Origin of the sequence: Aeromonas sp. s1(2024) (assembly GCF_040908005.1) — a bacterium.
Taxonomy (GTDB): domain Bacteria; phylum Pseudomonadota; class Gammaproteobacteria; order Enterobacterales; family Aeromonadaceae; genus Aeromonas; species Aeromonas caviae.
In genome coordinates this window covers 13,448-33,127 of record NZ_JBFOCW010000033.1, presented here as the reverse complement: position 1 = coordinate 33,127, position 19,680 = coordinate 13,448, and the positions used below count along the sequence as shown (strand labels likewise).

General features: G+C 62.9%; 21 protein-coding genes. 12 read left to right on the top strand and 9 right to left on the bottom strand.

Annotated elements, in window-relative coordinates; translation table 11 throughout:
- Positions 1-6: 6 nt before the first annotated feature.
- Positions 7-648: a bifunctional 4-hydroxy-2-oxoglutarate aldolase/2-dehydro-3-deoxy-phosphogluconate aldolase gene (locus AB5Y70_RS08090; RefSeq protein ID WP_039039502.1), complete on the top strand. Its 642-nt coding sequence runs from the start codon at positions 7-9 to the stop codon at positions 646-648.
- Between the two features lie 138 nt (positions 649-786).
- On the top strand, positions 787-1,479 hold the full coding sequence (locus tag AB5Y70_RS08085) for an AraC family transcriptional regulator (protein WP_043153524.1): 693 nt from the start codon (positions 787-789) through the stop codon (positions 1,477-1,479).
- A 55-nt stretch (positions 1,480-1,534) separates the two neighbouring features.
- On the opposite strand, the gene AB5Y70_RS08080 is transcribed toward AB5Y70_RS08085, so the two are convergent.
- Both AB5Y70_RS08080 and AB5Y70_RS08075 read right to left on the bottom strand, forming a co-directional pair.
- Positions 1,535-1,924: a nuclear transport factor 2 family protein gene (locus tag AB5Y70_RS08080; RefSeq protein ID WP_049636706.1), complete on the bottom strand. Its 390-nt coding sequence runs from the start codon at positions 1,922-1,924 to the stop codon at positions 1,535-1,537.
- Positions 1,925-2,034: 110 nt separating this feature from the next.
- Complete coding sequence (locus AB5Y70_RS08075; protein ID WP_039039499.1) at positions 2,035-3,042, bottom strand: substrate-binding domain-containing protein; 1,008 nt, start codon at positions 3,040-3,042, stop codon at positions 2,035-2,037.
- Positions 3,043-3,130: 88 nt separating this feature from the next.
- On the opposite strand from AB5Y70_RS08075, the gene AB5Y70_RS08070 reads away from it, so the two are divergent.
- Entirely contained in the window at positions 3,131-3,781 is a 651-nt protein-coding gene (locus AB5Y70_RS08070; protein WP_042864588.1) for a Qnr family pentapeptide repeat protein, read from the top strand.
- A gap of 290 nt (positions 3,782-4,071) precedes the next feature.
- Here the strand turns inward: AB5Y70_RS08070 and AB5Y70_RS08065 are convergent, their stop codons facing one another.
- Entirely contained in the window at positions 4,072-5,475 is a 1,404-nt protein-coding gene (locus tag AB5Y70_RS08065; RefSeq protein WP_049636705.1) for a peptidoglycan DD-metalloendopeptidase family protein, read from the bottom strand.
- A 9-nt stretch (positions 5,476-5,484) separates the two neighbouring features.
- On the bottom strand, positions 5,485-7,014 hold the full coding sequence (gene gpmM, locus AB5Y70_RS08060; protein ID WP_049636704.1) for a 2,3-bisphosphoglycerate-independent phosphoglycerate mutase: 1,530 nt from the start codon (positions 7,012-7,014) through the stop codon (positions 5,485-5,487).
- A 348-nt stretch (positions 7,015-7,362) separates the two neighbouring features.
- Here gpmM and AB5Y70_RS08055 point away from each other — a divergent pair, with 348 nt between their 5' ends.
- Genes AB5Y70_RS08055 through gpsA form a run of 3 tightly spaced genes read left to right on the top strand, consistent with a single transcriptional unit; the run spans position 7,363 to position 9,319 of the window.
- Positions 7,363-7,794, top strand: a complete 432-nt coding sequence (locus tag AB5Y70_RS08055) for a rhodanese-like domain-containing protein (RefSeq protein WP_010672546.1) — start codon at positions 7,363-7,365, stop codon at positions 7,792-7,794.
- 47 nt (positions 7,795-7,841) lie between these two features.
- Positions 7,842-8,312 carry a protein-export chaperone SecB gene (secB, locus tag AB5Y70_RS08050; protein WP_010672547.1) on the top strand — a complete coding sequence of 157 codons (471 nt, stop codon included), beginning with the start codon at positions 7,842-7,844 and terminating at the stop codon, positions 8,310-8,312.
- A 2-nt stretch (positions 8,313-8,314) separates the two neighbouring features.
- The gene (gene gpsA / locus AB5Y70_RS08045) at positions 8,315-9,319 is read left to right on the top strand and encodes an NAD(P)H-dependent glycerol-3-phosphate dehydrogenase (RefSeq protein WP_049636703.1); all 1,005 of its coding nucleotides are present in this window, start codon (positions 8,315-8,317) and stop codon (positions 9,317-9,319) included.
- A 69-nt stretch (positions 9,320-9,388) separates the two neighbouring features.
- On the opposite strand, the gene nfuA is transcribed toward gpsA, so the two are convergent.
- Positions 9,389-9,967, bottom strand: a complete 579-nt coding sequence (gene nfuA / locus AB5Y70_RS08040; protein ID WP_010672549.1) for a Fe-S biogenesis protein NfuA — start codon at positions 9,965-9,967, stop codon at positions 9,389-9,391.
- Between the two features lie 148 nt (positions 9,968-10,115).
- Positions 10,116-10,844 (bottom strand): ComF family protein, encoded by a 729-nt coding sequence (locus AB5Y70_RS08035; RefSeq protein ID WP_049636702.1) that lies wholly within the window; start codon positions 10,842-10,844, stop codon positions 10,116-10,118.
- Positions 10,845-10,882: 38 nt separating this feature from the next.
- Between AB5Y70_RS08035 and bioH the strand changes: the two genes are divergently transcribed.
- The 3 genes from bioH to AB5Y70_RS08020 all read left to right on the top strand — a co-directional run bounded on the left by bioH (position 10,883) and on the right by AB5Y70_RS08020 (position 12,719).
- The gene (gene bioH, locus AB5Y70_RS08030) at positions 10,883-11,647 is read left to right on the top strand and encodes a pimeloyl-ACP methyl ester esterase BioH (protein WP_049636701.1); all 765 of its coding nucleotides are present in this window, start codon (positions 10,883-10,885) and stop codon (positions 11,645-11,647) included.
- 72 nt (positions 11,648-11,719) lie between these two features.
- The gene (locus tag AB5Y70_RS08025; RefSeq protein ID WP_041214075.1) at positions 11,720-11,953 is read left to right on the top strand and encodes a hypothetical protein; all 234 of its coding nucleotides are present in this window, start codon (positions 11,720-11,722) and stop codon (positions 11,951-11,953) included.
- A 1-nt stretch (position 11,954) separates the two neighbouring features.
- Positions 11,955-12,719 (top strand): putative metalloprotease CJM1_0395 family protein, encoded by a 765-nt coding sequence (locus AB5Y70_RS08020; protein ID WP_049636700.1) that lies wholly within the window; start codon positions 11,955-11,957, stop codon positions 12,717-12,719.
- A gap of 58 nt (positions 12,720-12,777) precedes the next feature.
- On the opposite strand, the gene AB5Y70_RS08015 is transcribed toward AB5Y70_RS08020, so the two are convergent.
- A complete protein-coding gene (locus tag AB5Y70_RS08015) occupies positions 12,778-15,084 on the bottom strand; it encodes a Tex family protein (protein ID WP_049636699.1) in 2,307 nt (768 codons plus the stop codon).
- Positions 15,085-15,352: 268 nt separating this feature from the next.
- Positions 15,353-15,826 carry a transcription elongation factor GreB gene (gene greB, locus AB5Y70_RS08010; RefSeq protein WP_049636698.1) on the bottom strand — a complete coding sequence of 158 codons (474 nt, stop codon included), beginning with the start codon at positions 15,824-15,826 and terminating at the stop codon, positions 15,353-15,355.
- 202 nt (positions 15,827-16,028) lie between these two features.
- On the opposite strand from greB, the gene ompR reads away from it, so the two are divergent.
- Positions 16,029-16,748, top strand: a complete 720-nt coding sequence (gene ompR / locus AB5Y70_RS08005; protein WP_010672556.1) for a two-component system response regulator OmpR — start codon at positions 16,029-16,031, stop codon at positions 16,746-16,748.
- On the top strand, positions 16,745-18,055 hold the full coding sequence (gene envZ, locus AB5Y70_RS08000) for a two-component system sensor histidine kinase EnvZ (protein ID WP_010672557.1): 1,311 nt from the start codon (positions 16,745-16,747) through the stop codon (positions 18,053-18,055). Before ompR ends, envZ begins: the two co-directional genes overlap by 4 nt.
- A gap of 36 nt (positions 18,056-18,091) precedes the next feature.
- Here the strand turns inward: envZ and AB5Y70_RS07995 are convergent, their stop codons facing one another.
- Positions 18,092-19,006 carry a DMT family transporter gene (locus tag AB5Y70_RS07995; RefSeq protein ID WP_049636697.1) on the bottom strand — a complete coding sequence of 305 codons (915 nt, stop codon included), beginning with the start codon at positions 19,004-19,006 and terminating at the stop codon, positions 18,092-18,094.
- A 354-nt stretch (positions 19,007-19,360) separates the two neighbouring features.
- Here AB5Y70_RS07995 and rpsJ point away from each other — a divergent pair, with 354 nt between their 5' ends.
- Positions 19,361-19,672: a 30S ribosomal protein S10 gene (gene rpsJ / locus AB5Y70_RS07990; RefSeq protein WP_005307944.1), complete on the top strand. Its 312-nt coding sequence runs from the start codon at positions 19,361-19,363 to the stop codon at positions 19,670-19,672.
- Positions 19,673-19,680 lie beyond the last annotated feature (8 nt).

Genomic DNA, 19,680 nt, shown 5'->3' with positions numbered 1-19,680 from the left:
AGAGCTATGCAGAACTGGAAAGTGACCCCTGCCGAGGTGTTTGCCGCCTCCCCCCTGGTACCCGTGATGGTCATCAACGACCTGGAGCAGGCCCTGCCCATGGCCAAGGCCCTGCTGGATGGCGGCATCTCGGTGTTCGAGATCACCCTGCGCACCCCGGTGGCGCTGGACGCCATCGCCCTCATCGCCAAGGCGATGCCGGATGCCATGGTCGGTGCCGGTACCGTGCTCAACTGCGCGCAGTTTGATGCCGCCGTCGCTGCCGGTGCCCGCTTCGTCATCTCCCCGGGCATGACCCCGGCCCTGCTGGCCCACGCGGCCAAGAGCACGGCGCCGCTGATCCCGGGGGTGGCCACCCCGTCCGAGGTGATGCAGGCGCTGGAAGCGGGCTACGACCACCTCAAATTCTTCCCGGCCGAGGCGAACGGCGGCACCAAGGCACTCTCCGCCATCGCGGCGCCCCTGCCCCAGGTGAAATTCTGCCCCACCGGCGGCATCGGCCCGAAAAACGTGGCCGACTACCTGGCGCTGAAATGTGTGGCCACCGTCGGCGGCTCCTGGATGCTGCCGGCAGACGCCGTCAAGAGCGGCAACTGGGAGGAGGTGACCCGCCTCTCCCGGGAAGCGGTTGAATTGGTTAAACGCTAAGCAAATATCGTTTAGAAAAATTAAACAGGCCACCCCCGGGTGGCCTGCTGTTTTTCCGCCCCCGGAGGGGGTGGGTCGTTTGCTTCCGGCCTCGCCCTGGCTTAAGGTCGGGGGCTGCCCCTCTCCCCTGGAGCCTTCATGTCCTGTCTGCATCCATCCTACCCGCAAGGGCACTTCACCGCGCTGCACTGCCACCCTCATGCCCAATACTGCTATCTGCACGACGGGGGCGGCATCATCACGGGGCGAGGGGAGGGAGAACTGCTGGTGGCGGGCCAGATCTGCTTTATTCCAGCGGAGTGGGAGCACGAGTTTCGCGTGCTGCGCCGCTCCCGGCTCTCCCTCCTCTATGTGCCGACGTCGGCCCGTACCGCCTTCGGCCCCTTGCTGGCCAGCCCGCTGCTGGCGGGCCTCTTCGCCCGCCTGCCCGAGCTGGCCGAGGAGGAGGTGAAGGGGGCCTATCTGACGGTGCTTGGCCAGGAGCTGGAGCGCGCCGACCCGCTCGCGGCGCGCATTCCCCTCGCCGGGGAGCTGGACCCGCGCCTGCTGCGGGTGCTGGACAGGGTGTGCCAGGCACCCGCCATCCATCTGACGCTGACGGCGCTGGCGGCAGATTGCGGCGCCTCGGTGCGCACCCTCAACCGGCTCTTCCTCCAGCAGCTGGGGTGCAGCTTTCGCCAATGGAGGGAGCAGGTGGTGCTGGGACGGGCGCGCCAGTTGCAGCACCGGGGGCTCACGCTGGCCCAGATCGCCGATCGGCTCGGCTACGAGGATCCCGGCGCCTTGTCCCGCGCCCTCCAGCGCCTTGCCCGGCGCGAACCGGCGGCCTGAGGGCGCATTGTCTGCCTTCCTACCTGCCATGGCGGTGTCTGCGGGTTGCCGGCAGTCAGCGTCGCGAGCCGATATCTGCATCCTCCTTGCTGCCTGCCAGCAGGCAGGTCACCTCGTCGGTGTGGCAGATCCGATCGCCGCGAAAGGTGAAGAGGCCGCTCACCTTGCAGACCAGGGTGCCACCGTCCTGGCGGGTGGCCCGTACCACATGGGTCGAGTGCACCCGCTCCCCCTGCGCCAGGGTGGTGACAAACTCGATGCTCGCCCCGGCCAGATGGCGGCGCAGTGTGGCGATGTGCTGGTGAAACGCCGGGTAGTCGAGCCGCTCGCCGTTCACCTCCTGGCAGTAGTCGGGGGTGAACCAGGCGTCGAGCTCCGCCAGGGGGAAGGCGGGATCGCAGATGACGCGCTGCAGGCAGGCTTTCAATCGTTCGGTGTGGTGCATGGTCTGCTCCTGACAGGGTGGATGGAGGAGCCAGCATAGGCCAGAGGGCGGCGAGGGGAGAGGGGAGAAGGCGCCATCATGGAGGTCGAACGCGCCATGATGGACGGGGATCAGCCGAGGCTTTCCCCCTCATAGAGGGAGAAACCGATGTCCTTGCACCTGGTCGCCAGCGGCTGGCCGCCGAGGCGGGCCAGCAGCATGATGGCGGCTTCGCGACCTATGGTCTCGCGGGGGGTGACGATGCTGGCGAGCTTGGGGGTCATGGCGTGGCCGATGTCGAGGGCGTTGCTGCCGGCAATGGCCACCTGCTGGGGTACCGGGATCCACCTGGCCTGGCATTGCAGCAGGGCCCCCACTGCGAGGTCGTCGTTGGTGCAGAACAGGCCGTCGAGATCGGGGAAGCGCGCCATGGCCTGGGCCAGCAGCTCTCCCCCCAGGGTGAAGCTGGAAGATTGCTCCGTCAGCAGGTGCTGGCCGGTCAGACCGAAATCGGCCATCGCCTGGTAGTAGCCTTCCATTCGCAGCTGGGTGCGCACGTCGAGCCGGGCGCCGAGGTAGATCACCTTGCGCCGTCCCCGGCGCAGCATCTCTGTTACCATGGCCCGGGCGGCGGCCCGGTGATCCATGCCCACCACCATGTCGATGGGGGAGAGGGGCAGATCCATGGTCTCCACCACCGGGATGCCGGCGGTGGCGATCATCTTGCGGGTGCGCTCGGTGTGCTGGGTGTCCGAGAGGATGAGCCCGTCCACGTTGTAGGAGAGGAGGGAGGCGACCTGCTCCTCCTCCCGCTCCGGGCTGTAGCCGTAGTGGGCGAGCAGGGTCTGGTAGCCGGCGGGCCGGGTCACCGCCTCGATGCCGTGGATCACCGCTGAGAAGACCTGGTTGGAGAGGGAGGGGATCAGGATGCCGATCGCCTTGCTGGTGGCGTTCGAGAGCATGTCCGGCGCCCGGTTCGGGATGTAGCCGAGCTCCTCCACCGCGGCGGCGATGCGCTCGCGGGTCCCTTCGGCCACGGCGGACGGGTCGCGCAGGTAGCGGCTGACGGTCATCTTGGTGACACCGGTCAGGTCGGCAATGTCCTGCAGGGTAGGGCGGCGCTTGCGGGTGTCGTTCATCTGGGGATCCGGCAAAAAATGTTACACGTAACATTACCGTTTTTGCACGGCAATGTCAGCATATGACGCCATCAACAGGGGGCAGGGGATGATCAAGGGCAGGTGTTTCGAGGGGATCCACTTCGAGCAGCAGGAGGTGGAGGGGGAGCAGTTCCAGGGGTGCCGCTTCATCGGCTGCCACTTCTCCTGGCTCGATCTCGGGGAGAGCCGCTTCGTCGACTGCAGCTTCTATGACAGGGAACGGGAGCTGGGATGCCTGTTTCAGGGCTGCGATCTGAGGGAGGCGAGCTTCCTGCGCTGCGATCTCACCCTGGCGGACTTCGGCCGCAGCCAGTGTCTTGGGCTGGAGATGCGCGACTGCCAGGCCATGGGGATCAACTTCGCCCATGCCAGCTTCGCCAACCGGATCACCGCCAAAAGCTACTTCTGCGAAGCCCACCTCACCGGCAACAACTTCAGCTACGCCAACTTCGAAAGCTGCCTGCTGGAGCGGTGCGAGCTTGCCGGCAACCGCTGGCAGGGGGCCAACCTGCTGGGCGCCTCCCTGGCGGGCTCGGATCTCAGCGGCTCCGAGTTCGGGCAAATCGACTGGACCAGCTTCAACCTGCAAGGCTGCGATCTGCGCCAGTGCGATCTGCCCGGTCTGGATCTGCGCCGGGTCAACCTCGCTGGGGTGCAGATCAATGAAGATCAGCAGCAGGGGCTGCTGGAGCAGATCGGGCTGGTGGTCTTCCCCTGAGCGGGATGGAAAAGAGGTAAGTTTTCATCATCGGGGCGGGCGGTGTGGTGCCTCCCCTGCCAAGTAAAAAGCCTGCGCGATGCAGACTTTTTGTCAGGTGAAGTGGTAAACGACGCGGTGTTGCTGTCTTTTGCTCCCTGCCCCCCTCGCGGGAGAAGGGCTGGGGATGAGGGGCGCTGACCCCTAGCGTCTGGCCAGATGTTGTTGGCCCAGGTTGATGGCCCCGCAAAGGTGGACTCAGCGTCTGGCCTGTGGCAGTTGGCCGGGTTGATGGCCCCGCCAAGATGGGCTTAGCGTCTGGCCAGCCACTTGGTCGGGTTGATGGCCTCGCCCTGATAGCGGATCTCGAAGTAGAGGCCGGAGCGCTCCTGTCCGCCGCTGTCGCCGACCAGAGCCACGGGCTCACCCTGCTCCACCTTTTGTCCCACCTGTCGCAGCAGCGACTGGTTGTGGCCGTAGAGGCTCATGTAGCCCTTGCCGTGGTCGATGACCAGCAGCATGCCGAAGCCGTCGAGCCAGTCGGCGTAGACCACCTGGCCCGGTGCCACCGCCTTGACCTGGGTCCCTTCGCTGGCGCCGATCAGAGTGCCCTTCCACTTCAGCTCGGCGGTACGTGGCGAGCCGTAGGAGATGAGGATGGGGCCCTGCACCGGCCAGCGCAGGTTGCCACCCGTGCTCAGACCGCCGTAGCCGTTGCTGCTTGCCTTGGCGCTGTTGCGGGCGGCCGCTTGCTGCTGCGCCACCTTGGCCTGCTGTTCGGCGACGCGTTGCTGCTGGGCCGCCAGCCGCTGCTGTTCGCCGACCTGGCGCTGCTGGGCCGCGATCCGCTGCTGCTCCTCGATGCGCTTCTGCTCGGCTGCCAGGCGCTGGGCCTCCAGACGGCGCTGGCGCTCCTGCTCGGCCTTGATCTTGGCAAGGCGCTCCCGCTCGGCCCGTTCGCGGCGTTCCTTTTCTTCCTGCTGGCGACGCAGCTCTTCCAGCCGCGCCTTGAGCGCTTTCTCCGCCTTGACCAGCTTGTCGAGCTTCTGCTCGTCGGCCTGCACCGACTGCTGCAACTGGTTACGCACCTTGGCACGGCTCTGCTGGCTGGCCAGCAGGCTCTGGTGATGCTCCTGCTGCTCGCCGAGCAGGGTCTGGAGGCGTTTCTCGGTCTCCCTGGTGGCCTGCTGGTTCTTGGCCAGCTTGTCACGGGTGGCGCGCAGGGCTTCAATGGCCTCGATACGGGCCTTGTTGAGGTAGTCGAAATAGTCGAGGGCGCGGCTCAGTTTGGCCGGATCCTGCTGGTTGAGCAGCAGTTTGAGGTAATCGTGGTTGCCCGCCTGGAAGGCGCTTTCCGCCTGCTTGGCCAGCAACTGCTTCTGGTGTTTTGCTTGCTGCTCCAGTGCCAGCTTGTCCTGCTGCAGGGACGCCAGCTTCTGCTGGTTCTGCCGGAGTTGCTGTCTGGTCTGCTCGAGTTTGGCGGCGGCAGCCGAAATGGCCTGCTCGTCAGCCTTGAGCTGGGTGTTGAGCTTGGCAAGCTCCTGCTTGCTGAGCTTGAGGGTCTGTTGCTGTTCCTTGATCTGGGACTGCATGGCCCCCAGCTGCTGGTTCGCAGCCTGGGCTGTGCCGGTACCGCCGATCAGGCAAAAAAACAGCGCGCCGACCAACAGGCCGACGCGACTGGTTTTCTGTGAAATAATTTCGCATCCCCGCATGGGGCAGGATTATTTCAGAATCATCAGGGGCTTGCCAGTCATTTCCGGCGGCACCGGCAGACCCATCAGGGTCAGCATGGTGGGGGCCAGATCGGACAGTTTGCCACCTTCGGCGACCTCGGCTTTACGACCGAAGTAGATGAGGGGAACCGGCAGATTGGTGTGGGCGGTGTGGGCCTGACCAGTCTCTTCGTCCATCATCTTCTCGGCGTTGCCATGGTCGGCGGTGATGAGGCACTCGCCACCCACTTCCGCCAGGGCGTCGGTGACGCGACCGATGCAGTGGTCGACCGCTTCACAGGCTTTGACGGCCGCATCGAACACGCCGGTGTGGCCGACCATGTCGCCGTTCGGGTAGTTGCAGATGATGACGTCGTACTTGCCGCTCTTGATGGCCGCAACCAGCTTGTCGGTCAGCTCTTCGGAGCTCATCTCCGGCTGCAGGTCATAGGTAGCCACTTTCGGGCTCGCCACGATTTCGCGATCTTCGCCAGTGAAGCACGCCTCTTCGCCACCGTTGAAGAAGAAGGTGACGTGGGCGTACTTCTCGGTCTCGGAGATGCGCAGCTGGGTCTTGCCCTGCTTGGCCAGCCACTCACCCAGGGTATTGACCAGGGCGGTGGGCGGATAGGCGCAGGCGGTTTTGATGTCGGCCGCGTATTCGGTCAGCATCACGAAGTGCAGGGCCGGGTTGGCGGTGCGGGCGAAGCCGGTGAAGTCGGTATCGACGAAGGCGCGGGTGATTTCGCGGGCGCGGTCGGCACGGAAGTTCATGAAGATCAGCGCATCGCCGTCGATCATCGGTACAGCGTCGCCGATGCGGGTGGCCTTGACGAACTCGTCGTTCTCGTCGCGGGCATAGGCGGCGGCCAGCGCGTCGGTGGCGTTGTCGGCGGTGAATTCGCCCTTGCCCTGGGTCATCAGGTCATAGGCCTGCTGCACGCGATCCCAGCGGTTGTCGCGGTCCATGGCGTAGTAACGACCGATCATGGAGGCGAAACGACCCTTGCCCAGGCGGGCAAACAGGGCGTCGAACAGCTCGATGGAGGACTGGGCACTGCGCGGCGGGACGTCGCGGCCATCCAGGAAGGCGTGGAAGTAGATCTGCTCGGCGCCACGCTTGGCGGCCATCTCGATCATGCCCATGATGTGCTCTTCGTGGCTGTGTACGCCACCCGGGGACATCAGACCCATGATGTGCACGGCCTTGCCCTTGGTCACGGCAGCGTCGACAGCCTTGGCCAGCTCGACGTTCTGGAAGAAGTCGCCGTCCTGGATGTCCTTGGAGATGCGGGTCAGCTCCTGATAGACGACGCGACCGGCACCGATATTGGTGTGGCCCACTTCGGAGTTGCCCATCTGGCCGTCCGGCAGACCCACGTCCAGGCCGGAGCCGGAGATCAGGGTGCTGGTGTAGTCACGGACCAGGCGATCCAGATTGGGGGTCTTGGCAGCAGCAACGGCGTTGTACTCTTGCTTGGTGCTGTAGCCCCAACCGTCCATGATGACCAGAACCAGCGGTTTCTTAGCTGTTGACATAAGGCTATGTCCTCTCGGATAGGAATGAATTGCGGGAAGTGAAACTAGCGTAATATTACTACATCTGCCGAAATAGTCACCTGATAGCCAAGTCCCTCTCCAGCCTCGCTTTTTAACTGTTATCCCGCTGTTTTAGGCATGTTGCCGGCTTGTCTGCCGCGGCGGGTTTTCCGCTGTTTCCCCCCTCTTTTCGGCATGGCGCATCCTCTCGTTCGGCCCGGTTGGAGGAGGAAGAATCGGCAGCCATCCCTGATGGGAGCTTGCTCTCGCTTTGCCGCCAAGATGGCTGATCTTATGCAGGGCCCCATGTATACTCGGGCCCTTGTCTTGGTCCCTGGATAGTAGAAGATGCAAGAGTATTTGGATTTCGCGGCCCGCAATCCGCTGCTGACCGCAGCCTGGTTGGGCCTGGCAGGCACTCTGGTGTATACCACTGTGCGTGCTCGTTTTTCTCCGGTGAAGGCGGTCAACAACCACGCCGCTACCCTGCTTATCAACCGTGAAAATGCCACCGTCGTGGACATTCGCAGTCAGGATGAATTTGCCAAGGGCCATCTGGCCGGGGCCCATCACCTGCCGCTCGCCCAGATCCAGGCGAATAATCTGGGTCCGGTTGAAAAGCACAAGGATGCCCCCATCATAGTGGTGTGCGAGTCGGGGATGACCGCTGGTGGCGCGGGTCGCCAACTGAGCAAGGCCGGTTTCAAGCAGGTGTATGTGCTCAGCGGTGGCATGGCCCAATGGCGTGCAGACAATCTGCCGGTGACCAAAAAACGCTGATTTAAGGGCCTGCGCCCACTCATTATCTTAAAAAGGAATCAAACGAAATGGCTGACGAAATCAACAACCAGGAAGTGCAACCGGAATTCCACATCCAGCGTGTCTACACCAAGGATGTTTCCTTCGAAGCCCCGAATACTCCGCACATCTTCCAGAAAGAGTGGCAGCCGGACGTCAAGCTGGACATGGACACCAAGACCAATGTCCTGGCCGACAGCGTCTATGAAGTGGTGCTGACCCTGACCGTCACCTGCAAGCTGGAAACCGAGACCGCCTTCCTGTGCGAAGTGCAGCAAGCCGGCATCTTCACCATCGGCAACCTGCCTGAGCCGCAACTGGCCCACTGCCTGGCGGCCTTCTGCCCGAACATCCTGTTCCCGTATGCCCGCGAAGCGGTGTCCAACCTGGTGAGCAAGGGTTCCTTCCCGCAACTGAACCTGGCTCCGGTCAACTTCGACGCCCTGTTCGCCCAGCACATGGCGCAGGTACAGGCCCAGCAGGCGACTGCGGAAGCCTGATAATGGCCGACCAGATCGCAATCTCGGTCCTGGGGGCGGGGTCTTATGGCTCCGCCCTTGCCATTTCTCTGGCGCGCAATGGTCATCCGACCCTGCTGTGGGGTCACGACCCTGCCCATGTCGCCGAGCTGGAACAGGATCGCTGCAACAAGGCATTCTTGCCGGATGTCCCCTTCCCGGCCGATCTGCAACTGACGTCGGATCTGCAGGCGGCGGTGCAAGCCGCTCCCGTGCTGCTGCTGGTGGTGCCGAGCCATGTGTTCGGCCAGGTACTGACCCGGGTCAAACCCTTCCTGCGCCCGGATACCCGGATCGCCTGGGCCACCAAGGGGCTGGAGCCGGACAGCGGCCGTCTGCTGCAAGAGGTGGCGCGGGAGGTGCTGGGGGATGCCATTCCACTGGCGGTCATCTCGGGCCCGACCTTCGCCCGCGAGCTGGCCGCCGGTCTGCCGACCGCCATCTCGGTGGCCTCGACCCACGACGACTTTGCCGACGATCTCTCCCACCTGCTGCACTGCGGCCGCTCGTTCCGGGTCTATACCAATCCGGACTTCATCGGTCTGCAGCTGGGCGGGGCGGTCAAGAACGTCATTGCCATCGGTGCCGGTCTCTCTGACGGACTCGGCTTTGGCGCCAACGCCAGAACCGCGCTCATCACTCGGGGTCTGGTGGAGATGCAGCGTCTGGGCGCCGCCCTCGGGGCCGACGCCAAGACCTTCATGGGGATGGCGGGGCTCGGGGATCTGGTGCTGACATGTACCGACAACCAGTCGCGCAACCGCCGTTTCGGTCTGGCGCTGGGAGCGGGCAAGTCGGTTGACACCGCCATGGCCGAGATAGGCCAGGTGGTGGAGGGCTATCGCAACACCAAGGAAGTGCATCTGCTGGCGGCCCGCTGTGGCGTCGAGATGCCCATCTGCGAACAGATCTTCAAAGTGCTGTACGAGGGCAAGAACCCGAAAGAGGCAGCCATCGCCCTGCTGTCGCGAGACAAGAAGGACGAGTGATCTGCCAGCCGCAGCATGCAAAAGGCCCCGCCAGCTGGCGGGGCCTTTTCTTTGCCGCAAGGGGGCAAATCAGTAGTAGGAGTGGTCGCCGCGCTGGTGCTCGGTGGCATCCTTGACGCCGTTGAGCTCGCCCGGGAATTTCTCCAGCAACTGCTTCTCGATCCCCTCTTTCAGGGTGTAGTCGACCATGGAGCAACCGTTGCAACCGCCGCCAAACTGCAGGATGGCCAGTTTGTCGTCGGTCAGCTCGACCAGGGTGACCTTGCCGCCGTGACCGGCCAGCATGGGGTTCACCTCGGACATCAGCACGTACTCGATGCGGTCGATCAGCGGGGCGTCGTCGGCCACCTTGCGCATCTTGGCGTTCGGGGCTTTCAGGGTGAGCTGGGAGCCCATCTGATCGGTGACGAAGTCGATGGTGGCATCCACCAGGAAGGGGGCGCTCAGGGGATCGACCAGGCAGTCGAAGCCGCTGAAGGGCAGGTGCTGATCTTCCGGATCGACCGCGTCGGGTGGGCAATAGGATACGCCGCACTCGGCATTCTGGGTTCCCGGATTGACCACAAACACCCGGATGTTGGTGCCATCAGGCTGCTTCTCCAGCAACTTGCGGAAGTGGGCCTGGGCGGTGTCGGAAATGCTGATCATCACTATCCTCATAAACCTGAGTGTACGACTAGGGTATTCATGATAACTCGCTTGGCGGGGCTTGGGTAGCGTGCCGATGGTGAGCCTGTGAGCCCGGGCGTATCGGAATCATGCCGCCTGCGGACTCCCGGGCCGGATCCCTGCCCGGTTATTTCAGGTGTCGGAGGGTACGGCAGATGGCCCACACCTCCACCGTGGTGACGCCGTGCTCATGAAGCAACCGGGTGAGCTGACCTGCGGTGGCGCCCGTGGTGACCACATCATCGAGCAGTGCCACATGCCGGTAGTGGTGAGGTTCTATTTCGAAGGCGCCACGCAGATTGCGTCGCCGCTGGCCGGCACTGAGCCGGGTCTGTTGCGGGGTCGACCTTGTCCGGCGCAGTACGCGGGTGTCGCAAGGAATGCCGGTGAGTGCGCTCAGGGCATGGCCGATTTCTTCTGCCTGATTGAAGCCTCGCCACCACTGGCGCCACCAGTGCAGGGGAACCGGAATGATGACCTGCGGCGGGTTGGCGAGATCCAGATGGTCTGCCAGCAGGCGGGCAAGCAGCGGCGCGAGCAGGATCTGACCGGAATACTTCAGCCGGGGGATGAGTTGGGCATAAGGTGCCTGATAATCGCCGATCACCTGCAAACGCTCCCAGGGGGCGGGTCTGCGCTGGCATCGTCCGCACAGCAGTTCGCTCTCGCGATGTTGCTCCGGCAGCGGTACTGCGCACATCAGGCATCGTCTGTCGTGCTGGTGCTGGGCGTGGCGGCACCAGGAGCACAACAAAGGCGTCTCGTCACAGGGTTGGCGACAGAGCAGGCACAGACCGAGCCAGTCGGACTGGGTGCCAAGGATCGGACTTGCTTTGGCGAGCAGCCGCTTTAACATGCAGGCTCCAAGCAGATAAACAGGGATCTTGAGTCTAGATGAGCGTATCGGTTGAGCGGTTTGGCCAGGGCCCGGACCTGGTGTTGTTGCATGGCTGGGGCATGAACGGGGCCGTCTGGCACGGTATTGCCCAAGAACTGGCTGCCCACTATCGGCTGCATCTGGTGGACCTGCCCGGCTTTGGCAACAGCCCCCTGCAATCAGGAACAGACTACACCCTGCCCTGGCTGGCAGAGCAGGTGGCGGCCATATTGCCTGAAAAATGCCATCTGCTCGGCTGGTCCCTCGGTGGTCTGGTGGCGAGTCAGTTGGCGCTGACCATGCCTGAACGTCTTCACTCTCTCATTACCGTAGCCAGTTCTCCCTGCTTCATGGCCCGCGACGAGTGGCCCGGGATTGCCCCCAAGGTGCTGGCGGGGTTCAACCAGATGCTGGCCGGCGACTTCATGCAGACCATAGAGCGTTTCCTCGCGATCCAGGCCATGGGCAGCGAGCACGCCAGAAACGACATTCGCCAGTTGCGTCACTGGCTGGCGGAGCGACCCGCTCCCCGGCTTGCGGCTCTGGAGGCAGGTCTGGGTCTGCTGGCCGAGGTCGATCTGCGGGATGAACTGATCGGCCTGGATCTGCCCTGGCTGCGTCTTTACGGCAGGCTGGATACCCTGGTGCCGAAGGCCGCCATTCCCTTGCTGGATGCGCGCTACCCTGCCAGCCACAGTCTGGTGCTGGAGAAGGCATCCCATGCCCCCTTCATCTCCCATCCAGAGCAGTTCATCACCCTCCTGCGGCGGTTCATTGACTGAGATTTGAGCGGCAGGCTTCAATAACTCGTCAGATTGATGGATAATTAGCCAACCCTACAGAGGAGTGTGCCAATGCGTATCGAATCAGCCATGACGGCGGGCGTGCAGGGGTTCCAACGGGCCGAGCAGTTGGCGGGCCAGGCTTCCAGCCAGATCGCCCGTCTCAATACGCCAGCGGGTGAGCAGGTGCAGTTGCCGGATGAACTGGTGAATCTCAAGGTGGCCGAGCTGCATGCCGGGGCATCCGCCAAGGTGATCCAGACGGCCAGCGACATGCTGGGCACCCTGATCGATATCCGGGTGTGACATGAACATCAACGTCAGTCTGCCGACCATCATTCCGAATCAACTGCAGCCGCAGACGGAATCGGCACAGACTGACAACCGCCGCGCAGAACTGGTGCCCCCCAGCCGCCAGAGTGAGGCGTCCAACGCCGAGTCAGGCGTCGGTTCCCAGAAAGAGAGAGCCCGGGCCGCCCAGGCCAATCCCGCCGCCCCATCCTCGTCCACGAAAGAGAACGGCCAGACCGGCCCCGTGATGGTGGCGCACCGTTTTGTCGAGGCAACGGGGGAGGAGGGGGAGCGTCGACAACGTCAGGAGGGTGAACAGCAGGAGCAGCAAAAGCAGCAGCAGCGTCAGGTGGCTGCGCTGGTCGAACGGGATCTCGAAGTTCGCAAGCATGAGCAGGCTCACCAGGCAGCCGGCGGCGAGCATGCGGGGAGCCCTACCTACCAGTTTTCCCGTGGGCCGGATGGCAAGCGTTATGCCACCGGGGGGGAGGTGGTCATCGACATGGGGACCATTCCCGGGGATCCCGCCGCGACCATCGCCAAGATGCAGCAGGTGCGTGCCGCTGCGCTGGCTCCCGATGAACCATCGTCACAAGACATGAGTGTGGCCCGTGCCGCCTCTGGCAAGGAGGCACAGGCCCGCAAGGATCTGATGACCCTCAGGCAGGAAACCACAGGCCCGCTCGGTGCTTATATGGACAATCGAAACCAGGTGATTGCCAGGCACTATCAGCAAGCGGTGAGGCCAGCCTCCCCGCATAGCCTGAGTCAGGACGTTTGATCCCGCTCAGTACAGGCATGAAAAAGCCCCTTTCGGGGCTTTTTTGCATTCTGGGGGCTTATTTCTTCAGTTTCGACAGGGCAGCCGCGAAGGCGTTGCCCATGGCACCCTCGGTCGGAGCGCTCTGACGGGGCGCCTGTTTCGGTCGGGCGTTGCCAGTGTGACGCGGCTCGGCCGTTTTGCGTGCAGGCTGGCCGGCTTTTTCATCCAGACGCATGGTCAGACTGATGCGTTTGCGCGGTACGTCGACTTCCAGCACCTTGACCCGGACGATGTCACCGGCCTTGACCACCTCGCGGGGATCCTTGACGAAGCGATCGGTGAGGGAAGAAATGTGCACCAGCCCGTCCTGATGGACGCCGATGTCGACGAAGGCGCCGAAGTTGGTGACGTTGGTGACCACACCCTCCAGCACCATCTCGGGCACCAGATCGCTGATTTTCTCCACCCCTTCCTTGAAGGTGGCGGTCTTGAACTCGGGACGCGGGTCGCGGCCGGGCTTGTCCAGCTCGCCAATGATGTCGGTGACGGTAGGCACCCCGAACTGATCGTCGGTGTAGTCGGTGGGCTTGAGGGTGCGCAGCAGGCTGCTGTTGCCGAGCAGGCTGTCCACGGTCTGCTCCAGCTTGGCGAGGATCCGCTCCACCACCGGGTAGGATTCCGGGTGCACCGCCGAGCCGTCCAGCGGGTTGCTGCCGCCCCGAATGCGCAGGAAGCCGGCGCATTGCTCGAATGCCTTGGGCCCGAGTCGGCCAACTTTCAGCAACTGCTGACGACTCTTGAAGGCGCCGTTCTCGTCGCGGTAGGCGACGATGTTCTGGGCCAGGGTCTGGGAGAGGCCGGAAACCCGGTTGAGCAGGGCGACCGAGGCGGTATTCACATCCACCCCCACAGCGTTCACGCAATCCTCGACCACCGCGTCGAGGCGGCGGGCCAGCTGGCTCTGGCCGACATCGTGCTGGTACTGGCCCACACCGATGCTCTTGGGATCGATCTTGACCAGCTCGGCCAGGGGATCCTGCAACCGGCGGGCGATGGAGACGGCGCCGCGAATGGAGACGTCGAGATCCGAGAATTCCTGGGAGGCGAGCTCGGAGGCGGAGTAGACCGATGCCCCCGCTTCACTCACTACTATCTTCTGTGCCTTGGCGGCCGGGTAGCGCTCGAACAGATCGCTCACCAGGCGGTCGGTTTCCCGGGATGCGGTGCCGTTGCCGATGCTGATGAGCTCGACCTTGTGCTTCTGGCACAGCTCGCTCAGGGTCTTGAGACTCTGGTCAACCTGGCGCTTGGGTTCGAACGGATAGATGGTCGCGTGATCGACCAGCTTGCCGGTGGCATCGACCACCGCCACCTTGACGCCGGTACGGATACCGGGATCCAGCCCCATGGTGCAACGCATGCCGGCCGGTGCCGCCATCAGCAGATCCTTGAGGTTCATGGCGAACACCTTGATCGCCTCCTCCTCTGCTGACTCGCGGATACGGCCGATGAGCTCAGTCTCCATCTGCAAGGAGAGCTTGATCTTCCAGGTCCAGCTCACCACCCCTTGCAGCCACTTGTCGGCCGGGCGATTTTGCAGGTTGAGCTTGAGGTGATGGGCAATAATCCCCTCGCAAGGGCTGGTACCCTCATCCTCGCCGGTGACCAGCGCCAGGTTGAGGATCCCCTCGTTGCGGCCGCGCAACATGGCCAGCACCCGGTGGGAGGGGGCCTTGTGCAGGGGTTCGTCGTGTTCGAAGTAGTCCTTGAACTTGGCCCCTTCCTGCTCCTTGCCGGCCACCACGCGGGCACGCAGGGTGGCGTTCTGCCACAGGTAGTCCCGCAACTTCTCAAGGAGATCGGCCTGCTCGGCGAAACGCTCCATCAGGATGTAACGGGCACCGTCGAGGGCGGCCTTGCCGTCGGTGATCCCCTGCTCGGCATTGAGGAAACGAACCGCCTCCTGTTCGGGATCCTTCATGGGGTCACCCAGCAGCAAATCCGCCAGTGGCTCCAGCCCCGCCTCGATGGCCATCTGCCCCTTGGTGCGCCGCTTGGGCTTGTAGGGGAGGTAGAGGTCTTCCAGCCGGGTCTTGCTGTCGGCGTCGTTCAGCTCGCGGGCCAGCTCGGGGGTCAGTTTGCCCTGCTCTTCAATGGAGCGCAGGATCACCTGGCGGCGATCCGCCAGTTCACGCAGGTAGCCGAGGCGGCTCTCCAGGGTACGCAGCTGGCTGTCGTCCAGACCGCCGGTCACCTCTTTGCGGTAACGGGCGATGAAGGGAACGGTCGCGCCTTCGTCCAGCAGGCGAACGGCTGCCTGCACCTGTTCCGGGCGGGCATTCAGCTCACCGGCGATCTGATGTTCTATTACGTGGCTTTGCATCGAGGGTCTCTTGGTCGGGTCCTGTCTAACTGGCCAGCGTGGGGCTATGTCGCCGAACAGGGGGTTTGTCCTGGCGATACTTTAGATACCTGCCAGGCCACTGCCGCGCGGGCCGGTTGGCGCCGCAAGGCGCCGGGTGTGAGCACTATATGGGGTCGGGCAGCGGGATGCCACCCCGGCAGAAATGACGTTTCTCATACCCGGTGGGCGGACATGCTTGGTCTCTCCTGGCCTTGTCAGCCGATTTGGCAGTCAGGGTCGGCCTGGCTTATTTGGGATAGCTGATCTCATTGACGTACCAGCAGGCGTCACCCACTGGCGTTCGCACCAAGGCTTCATCGCCCACCTCTTTCTTGAGCAGGGCACGGGCCATGGGGGAGTCGATGGAGATGTAATCCTTGCGGCCGAAGATCTCGTCATAGCCGACGATGCGAAAGCGCTTGGTCTCACCCTCGTCGTTTTCTACCTCGACCCAGGCGCCGAAGAAGACCTTGCCCTCCTGGGAGGGGGAGTAGTCGACTATGGTCAGCTCTTCCAGGCACTTGCGCAGGTAGCGAACCCGGCGGTCGATCTCCCGCAGGCGTTTCTTGTTGTACTGGTAATCGGCATTCTCGCTGCGATCACCCAGGCTCGCCGCCCAGGCCACTTTTTTGGTGACATCGGGCCTCTCCTCCCGCCAGAGCATGTCGTGCTCCTGCCGGAGCCTGGTGTAGCCTTCACGGGTAATGAGTTTGGTTTTCATGGAGTTATCACTCCCTCGCCAATTGCATCCGGTTGCTCGGGATCTTAGTCATTGTCGCCGTGCTGTCGAGCAAAAAGCAGAGCTGGCCATCCATCCTTCCCGGCTCCGGGGCCGAATGAGGGCAATAACCGGTAACATATTTATGCTTTGTGGTTGCAGGGGGCGGCTCTAGTATGAGGGGAGACAGAAAAGAGAGGTGGCAATGAGTCAGCAATACAAGGTCCTGGTGGTGGACGACGATCTGAAACTGCGTTCCTTGCTGGAGCGCTACCTCACCGAGCAGGGGTTTGTAGTGCGAGGTGTCGCCAACGGGGAGCAGGCCGATCGCCTGCTGACGCGTGAAAACTTCAGCCTGATGGTGCTTGATCTGATGCTGCCGGGGGAAGACGGCCTCTCCATCTGCCGCCGCCTGCGCGAGGCCGGCAACCAGATCCCTGTCTTGATGCTCACCGCCAAGGGGGACGAAGTGGATCGCATCGTCGGTCTGGAGATGGGGGCCGACGATTATCTGCCCAAGCCGTTCAACCCCCGTGAGCTGCTGGCCCGGATCCGCGCCGTGCTGCGCCGCCATACCGTGGAGCTGCCCGGCGCCCCTTCCGCGGCTGAGAAGATGGTGAGTTTCGGGGCCTACCAGCTCAATCTGGCGACCCGTGAACTGAGCCGTGATGGCGAACCGGTTGCCCTGACCAGCGGGGAGTTCGCCGTGCTCAAGGTGCTGGTGAGTCATCCTCGCGAACCGCTCTCCCGTGACAAGCTGATGAACCTGGCCCGTGGTCGCGAGTACACGGCCACCGAGCGCAGCATTGATGTGCAGGTCTCCCGCCTGCGCCGCCTGCTGGAACAGGACCCGGCCCAGCCTCGCTATCTGCAGACCGTCTGGGGTCTGGGGTATGTGTTCGTACCGGACGGTGAGAACGCATGAAGAAAGTGGGCAGCATGTTCTCCCGTATGCTCTGGTTTCTGGCTGCCGTGCTGGTGGTCTATCAAGTCGTCTCCTACGTTACCTTCTACAACTACCTGCTGGCGCCGACCGTCAAGCAGATCAGCCACCTGCTGGCAAACCAGGTCAAACTCATCTTTCCGGTGGACAACAACCAGCTGGCGCTCAGTGAAGATGCCGAGGCGCTGGTCTATGTGACCACTGGCAGCGACATCTATACCCAGAGCGAGGCGGAGCAGCACGGGCTGAATGATTCCAAGCCCTACCCCTATCTGGAGCAGAGCATCAGCCGCGAATTGAAAGGGGATACCAGGGTCAGAGTTGAAATCCAGGATCACTACATCATCTGGATCCAGCCTCCCCAGGCCAGCCAGATGTGGGTGCGCATTCCCCTGACTGAAATTGAAGATGACGACATCGAACCGCTCATCCTCTATATGAGCGTCTTGCTGGTGGTGACCCTGTTTGCAGCCTGGCGTTTTGCCCGTCAGCTGGTGCGACCGCTGGAGGATCTGGAAGCGGGGGCCGTGGCGGTGGCGCGCGGCAACTTTCCCGATGCCCTGGGGGAGCAGGGCTCGCGGGAGGTGCGCCGCCTGACCCGCACCTTCAACCACATGTCGAGCTCCATCAAGGGGCTGATCGAGGAGCGCAACCTGATGATGGCCGGGGTATCCCACGATTTGCGCACCCCTCTCACCCGCATTCGTCTCGCGACCGAGATGATGTCCTCGGGGGATGAGTACCTCAAGGAGAGCATCAATGCGGACATCGATGAGTCGAACGGTATCATTGATCAGTTCATCGACTACATTCGCCCGAACGAGGGGCTCGATGCCCGGCCCGTCGACCTGACCCAGCTCATTCACGATGCGTTGCTGATGCAGACCGATCAGGGACTGGAAGTGGAGCTGCTCCTGCCGGAGGAGGCGGTGCGTGTGGCCTGCCATCCCATCAGCATTCGCCGTATCCTCAACAATCTGTCGGGCAACTCCCTGCGCTATGGCGCGACCCGGTTGCAGGCCGAGCTCAGGGATGATGGCCACTGGGTGCGGCTGCGACTCTCCGACAATGGCCCGGGGATCGCAGAAGAGGACTACTCCCGGGTGCTCAAGCCCTTCACCCAGGGCAATGTGGCGCGCACCGGTGGCGGCAGCGGGCTGGGGCTGGCCATCGTTGCCAAGATAGTCTCCCAGCATCACGGCACCATCAGGTTGGGGCGCTCCGAACTGGGGGGCTTGCAGGTGGAGATCCGGCTACCCAAGAACCAGCCGCTGGAGTGGATGGATTGAAAGCAGGGCGTATCGAGAGATGCGCCCTTTTGTCTGTCAGGGGTGGGGGTCGCTCACCTTGCGGTAGCGCTTGCCATATTTGAGTTGCTGGATAAGCAGGGCGGCGACGATGAGAGCCAACCCGATGGGGGTTGCCGGGTGAATGGTTTCGCCGATCAACAGGTTGAGCAGCACCAGAGAGGCAAACGGCGAGATGAAGATGAGGTTACTGATGGGGGCTGTGTTGGTGGCGTGGCGCAGGGCCATCAGCCAGAGCACGAAACCGAAGCCCATCTCGAACAGCCCCACATAGATGGCGCCAGCCCATCCCTGCCAGGCGGTCATGGCAAAGTCCGAGAGCAACCAGGTCGCCACGATGATGAAGGGCAGGCTGATGAGGAAGCCGAGCAGCAGGCTGACGACGGGATCCCCCTGATTGCGGGTGTTGAGGATCCAGTAACCGGCCCAGATCAGGGTCGACACCAGCGCCAGCGTGACGCCGAGGGGGCTGTCGAACTGTAGACCGAACACGTCCCCCCTGGTGGCGATCACCAGGGCGCCGAAATAGCCGAGCACGATGGCGACGCCATCGCGGCGGCGCAGCTTTTGACCGAGGAAGGGAACGGCCAGCAGGCTGAGGGTGATGGCCCAGGTGTAGTTGAGAGTCTGTGCCTGCTGGGCGGGCAGCAGATCATATGCCTTGAACAGCAGCAGGTAATAGAGGAAGGGGTTCAGGACCCCGAGAGCGAGGTAGTAGAGGGGGCGACTCTTGATGTAGTCGAGCAGTAGCGGCAGTTTGCCCTGACAGGCCACGATCACCCCCAGGGTCAGGGTCGAGGTGCAGGCCGCGACCAGCAGCAGCTGTACCGGTTCAAAGTAGGCGAGGGAGATCTTGAAGGCGCTGGCCACCGTGGACCAGAGGGCGACGGCACAGAGCCCGTACTGGTAGGCTTTCTTCTGATTCTTGAGCATGGGATGCGTTCCGCAAACTGGGGCGAGGGCGCAGTCTATCAGCCTGTTTGCAACATTGTCGTTACCATCTTGCCGAGGGCGATGGGCCGATCGCAGGGAGAGCCATCCGCCACACAAAATTGCGCACAATCTGTCCGCCTTCACTTGCGTGAGTGGAAAAAATCCGTATAATCCCCTCCGCTTGCCCATGAGGCAGCCAGACGATATGTCTGCTTGCTGAGCTTCCCGTTTACGAGTTGCCAGCCATACAGTCCTCCCGATATGGGAGGAAACGTGAAAAATCACACCTCTGGCGGGAGTAATCCCGGTCGGGCGGTGTTGATTTATGTTCTTTTATCTATTGGAGCTCTGTCAATGCAGAACCAAAGAATCCGTATCCGCCTGAAGGCTTTTGATCATCGCCTGATCGATCAATCCACTGCGGAAATCGTTGAAACTGCTAAGCGCACTGGCGCGCAGGTTCGCGGTCCTATCCCGCTGCCGACTCGCAAAGAGCGTTTCACCGTTCTGATCTCACCGCACGTCAACAAAGACGCGCGTGATCAGTACGAGATCCGCACTCACAAGCGTCTGGTAGACATCGTTGAACCGACTGACAAGACCGTTGACGCTCTGATGCGTCTGGATCTGGCAGCTGGTGTAGACGTCCAGATCAGCCTGGGTTAATTACGGAA

Excerpts from the sequence above, each read along its gene's own strand:
- bioH (WP_049636701.1), top strand. The coding sequence starts at position 10,883 with ATGAGCGTATCGGTTGAGCGGTTTGGCCAGGGCCCGGACCTGGTGTTG.
- AB5Y70_RS08025 (WP_041214075.1), top strand. The coding sequence starts at position 11,720 with ATGCGTATCGAATCAGCCATGACGGCGGGCGTGCAGGGGTTCCAACGG.
- gpsA (WP_049636703.1), top strand. The coding sequence starts at position 8,315 with ATGGCCGACCAGATCGCAATCTCGGTCCTGGGGGCGGGGTCTTATGGC.
- ompR (WP_010672556.1), top strand. The coding sequence starts at position 16,029 with ATGAGTCAGCAATACAAGGTCCTGGTGGTGGACGACGATCTGAAACTG.
- AB5Y70_RS07995 (WP_049636697.1), bottom strand. The coding sequence starts at position 19,006 with ATGCTCAAGAATCAGAAGAAAGCCTACCAGTACGGGCTCTGTGCCGTC.
- greB (WP_049636698.1), bottom strand. The coding sequence starts at position 15,826 with ATGAAAACCAAACTCATTACCCGTGAAGGCTACACCAGGCTCCGGCAG.
- AB5Y70_RS08090 (WP_039039502.1), top strand. The coding sequence starts at position 7 with ATGCAGAACTGGAAAGTGACCCCTGCCGAGGTGTTTGCCGCCTCCCCC.
- rpsJ (WP_005307944.1), top strand. The coding sequence starts at position 19,361 with ATGCAGAACCAAAGAATCCGTATCCGCCTGAAGGCTTTTGATCATCGC.
- gpmM (WP_049636704.1), bottom strand. The coding sequence starts at position 7,014 with ATGTCAACAGCTAAGAAACCGCTGGTTCTGGTCATCATGGACGGTTGG.
- AB5Y70_RS08035 (WP_049636702.1), bottom strand. The coding sequence starts at position 10,844 with ATGTTAAAGCGGCTGCTCGCCAAAGCAAGTCCGATCCTTGGCACCCAG.
- AB5Y70_RS08020 (WP_049636700.1), top strand. The coding sequence starts at position 11,955 with ATGAACATCAACGTCAGTCTGCCGACCATCATTCCGAATCAACTGCAG.
- AB5Y70_RS08080 (WP_049636706.1), bottom strand. The coding sequence starts at position 1,924 with ATGCACCACACCGAACGATTGAAAGCCTGCCTGCAGCGCGTCATCTGC.
- AB5Y70_RS08085 (WP_043153524.1), top strand. The coding sequence starts at position 787 with ATGTCCTGTCTGCATCCATCCTACCCGCAAGGGCACTTCACCGCGCTG.
- secB (WP_010672547.1), top strand. The coding sequence starts at position 7,842 with ATGGCTGACGAAATCAACAACCAGGAAGTGCAACCGGAATTCCACATC.
- AB5Y70_RS08075 (WP_039039499.1), bottom strand. The coding sequence starts at position 3,042 with ATGAACGACACCCGCAAGCGCCGCCCTACCCTGCAGGACATTGCCGAC.
- envZ (WP_010672557.1), top strand. The coding sequence starts at position 16,745 with ATGAAGAAAGTGGGCAGCATGTTCTCCCGTATGCTCTGGTTTCTGGCT.
- AB5Y70_RS08065 (WP_049636705.1), bottom strand. The coding sequence starts at position 5,475 with ATGCGGGGATGCGAAATTATTTCACAGAAAACCAGTCGCGTCGGCCTG.
- AB5Y70_RS08055 (WP_010672546.1), top strand. The coding sequence starts at position 7,363 with ATGCAAGAGTATTTGGATTTCGCGGCCCGCAATCCGCTGCTGACCGCA.
- AB5Y70_RS08070 (WP_042864588.1), top strand. The coding sequence starts at position 3,131 with ATGATCAAGGGCAGGTGTTTCGAGGGGATCCACTTCGAGCAGCAGGAG.
- nfuA (WP_010672549.1), bottom strand. The coding sequence starts at position 9,967 with ATGATCAGCATTTCCGACACCGCCCAGGCCCACTTCCGCAAGTTGCTG.
- AB5Y70_RS08015 (WP_049636699.1), bottom strand. The coding sequence starts at position 15,084 with ATGCAAAGCCACGTAATAGAACATCAGATCGCCGGTGAGCTGAATGCC.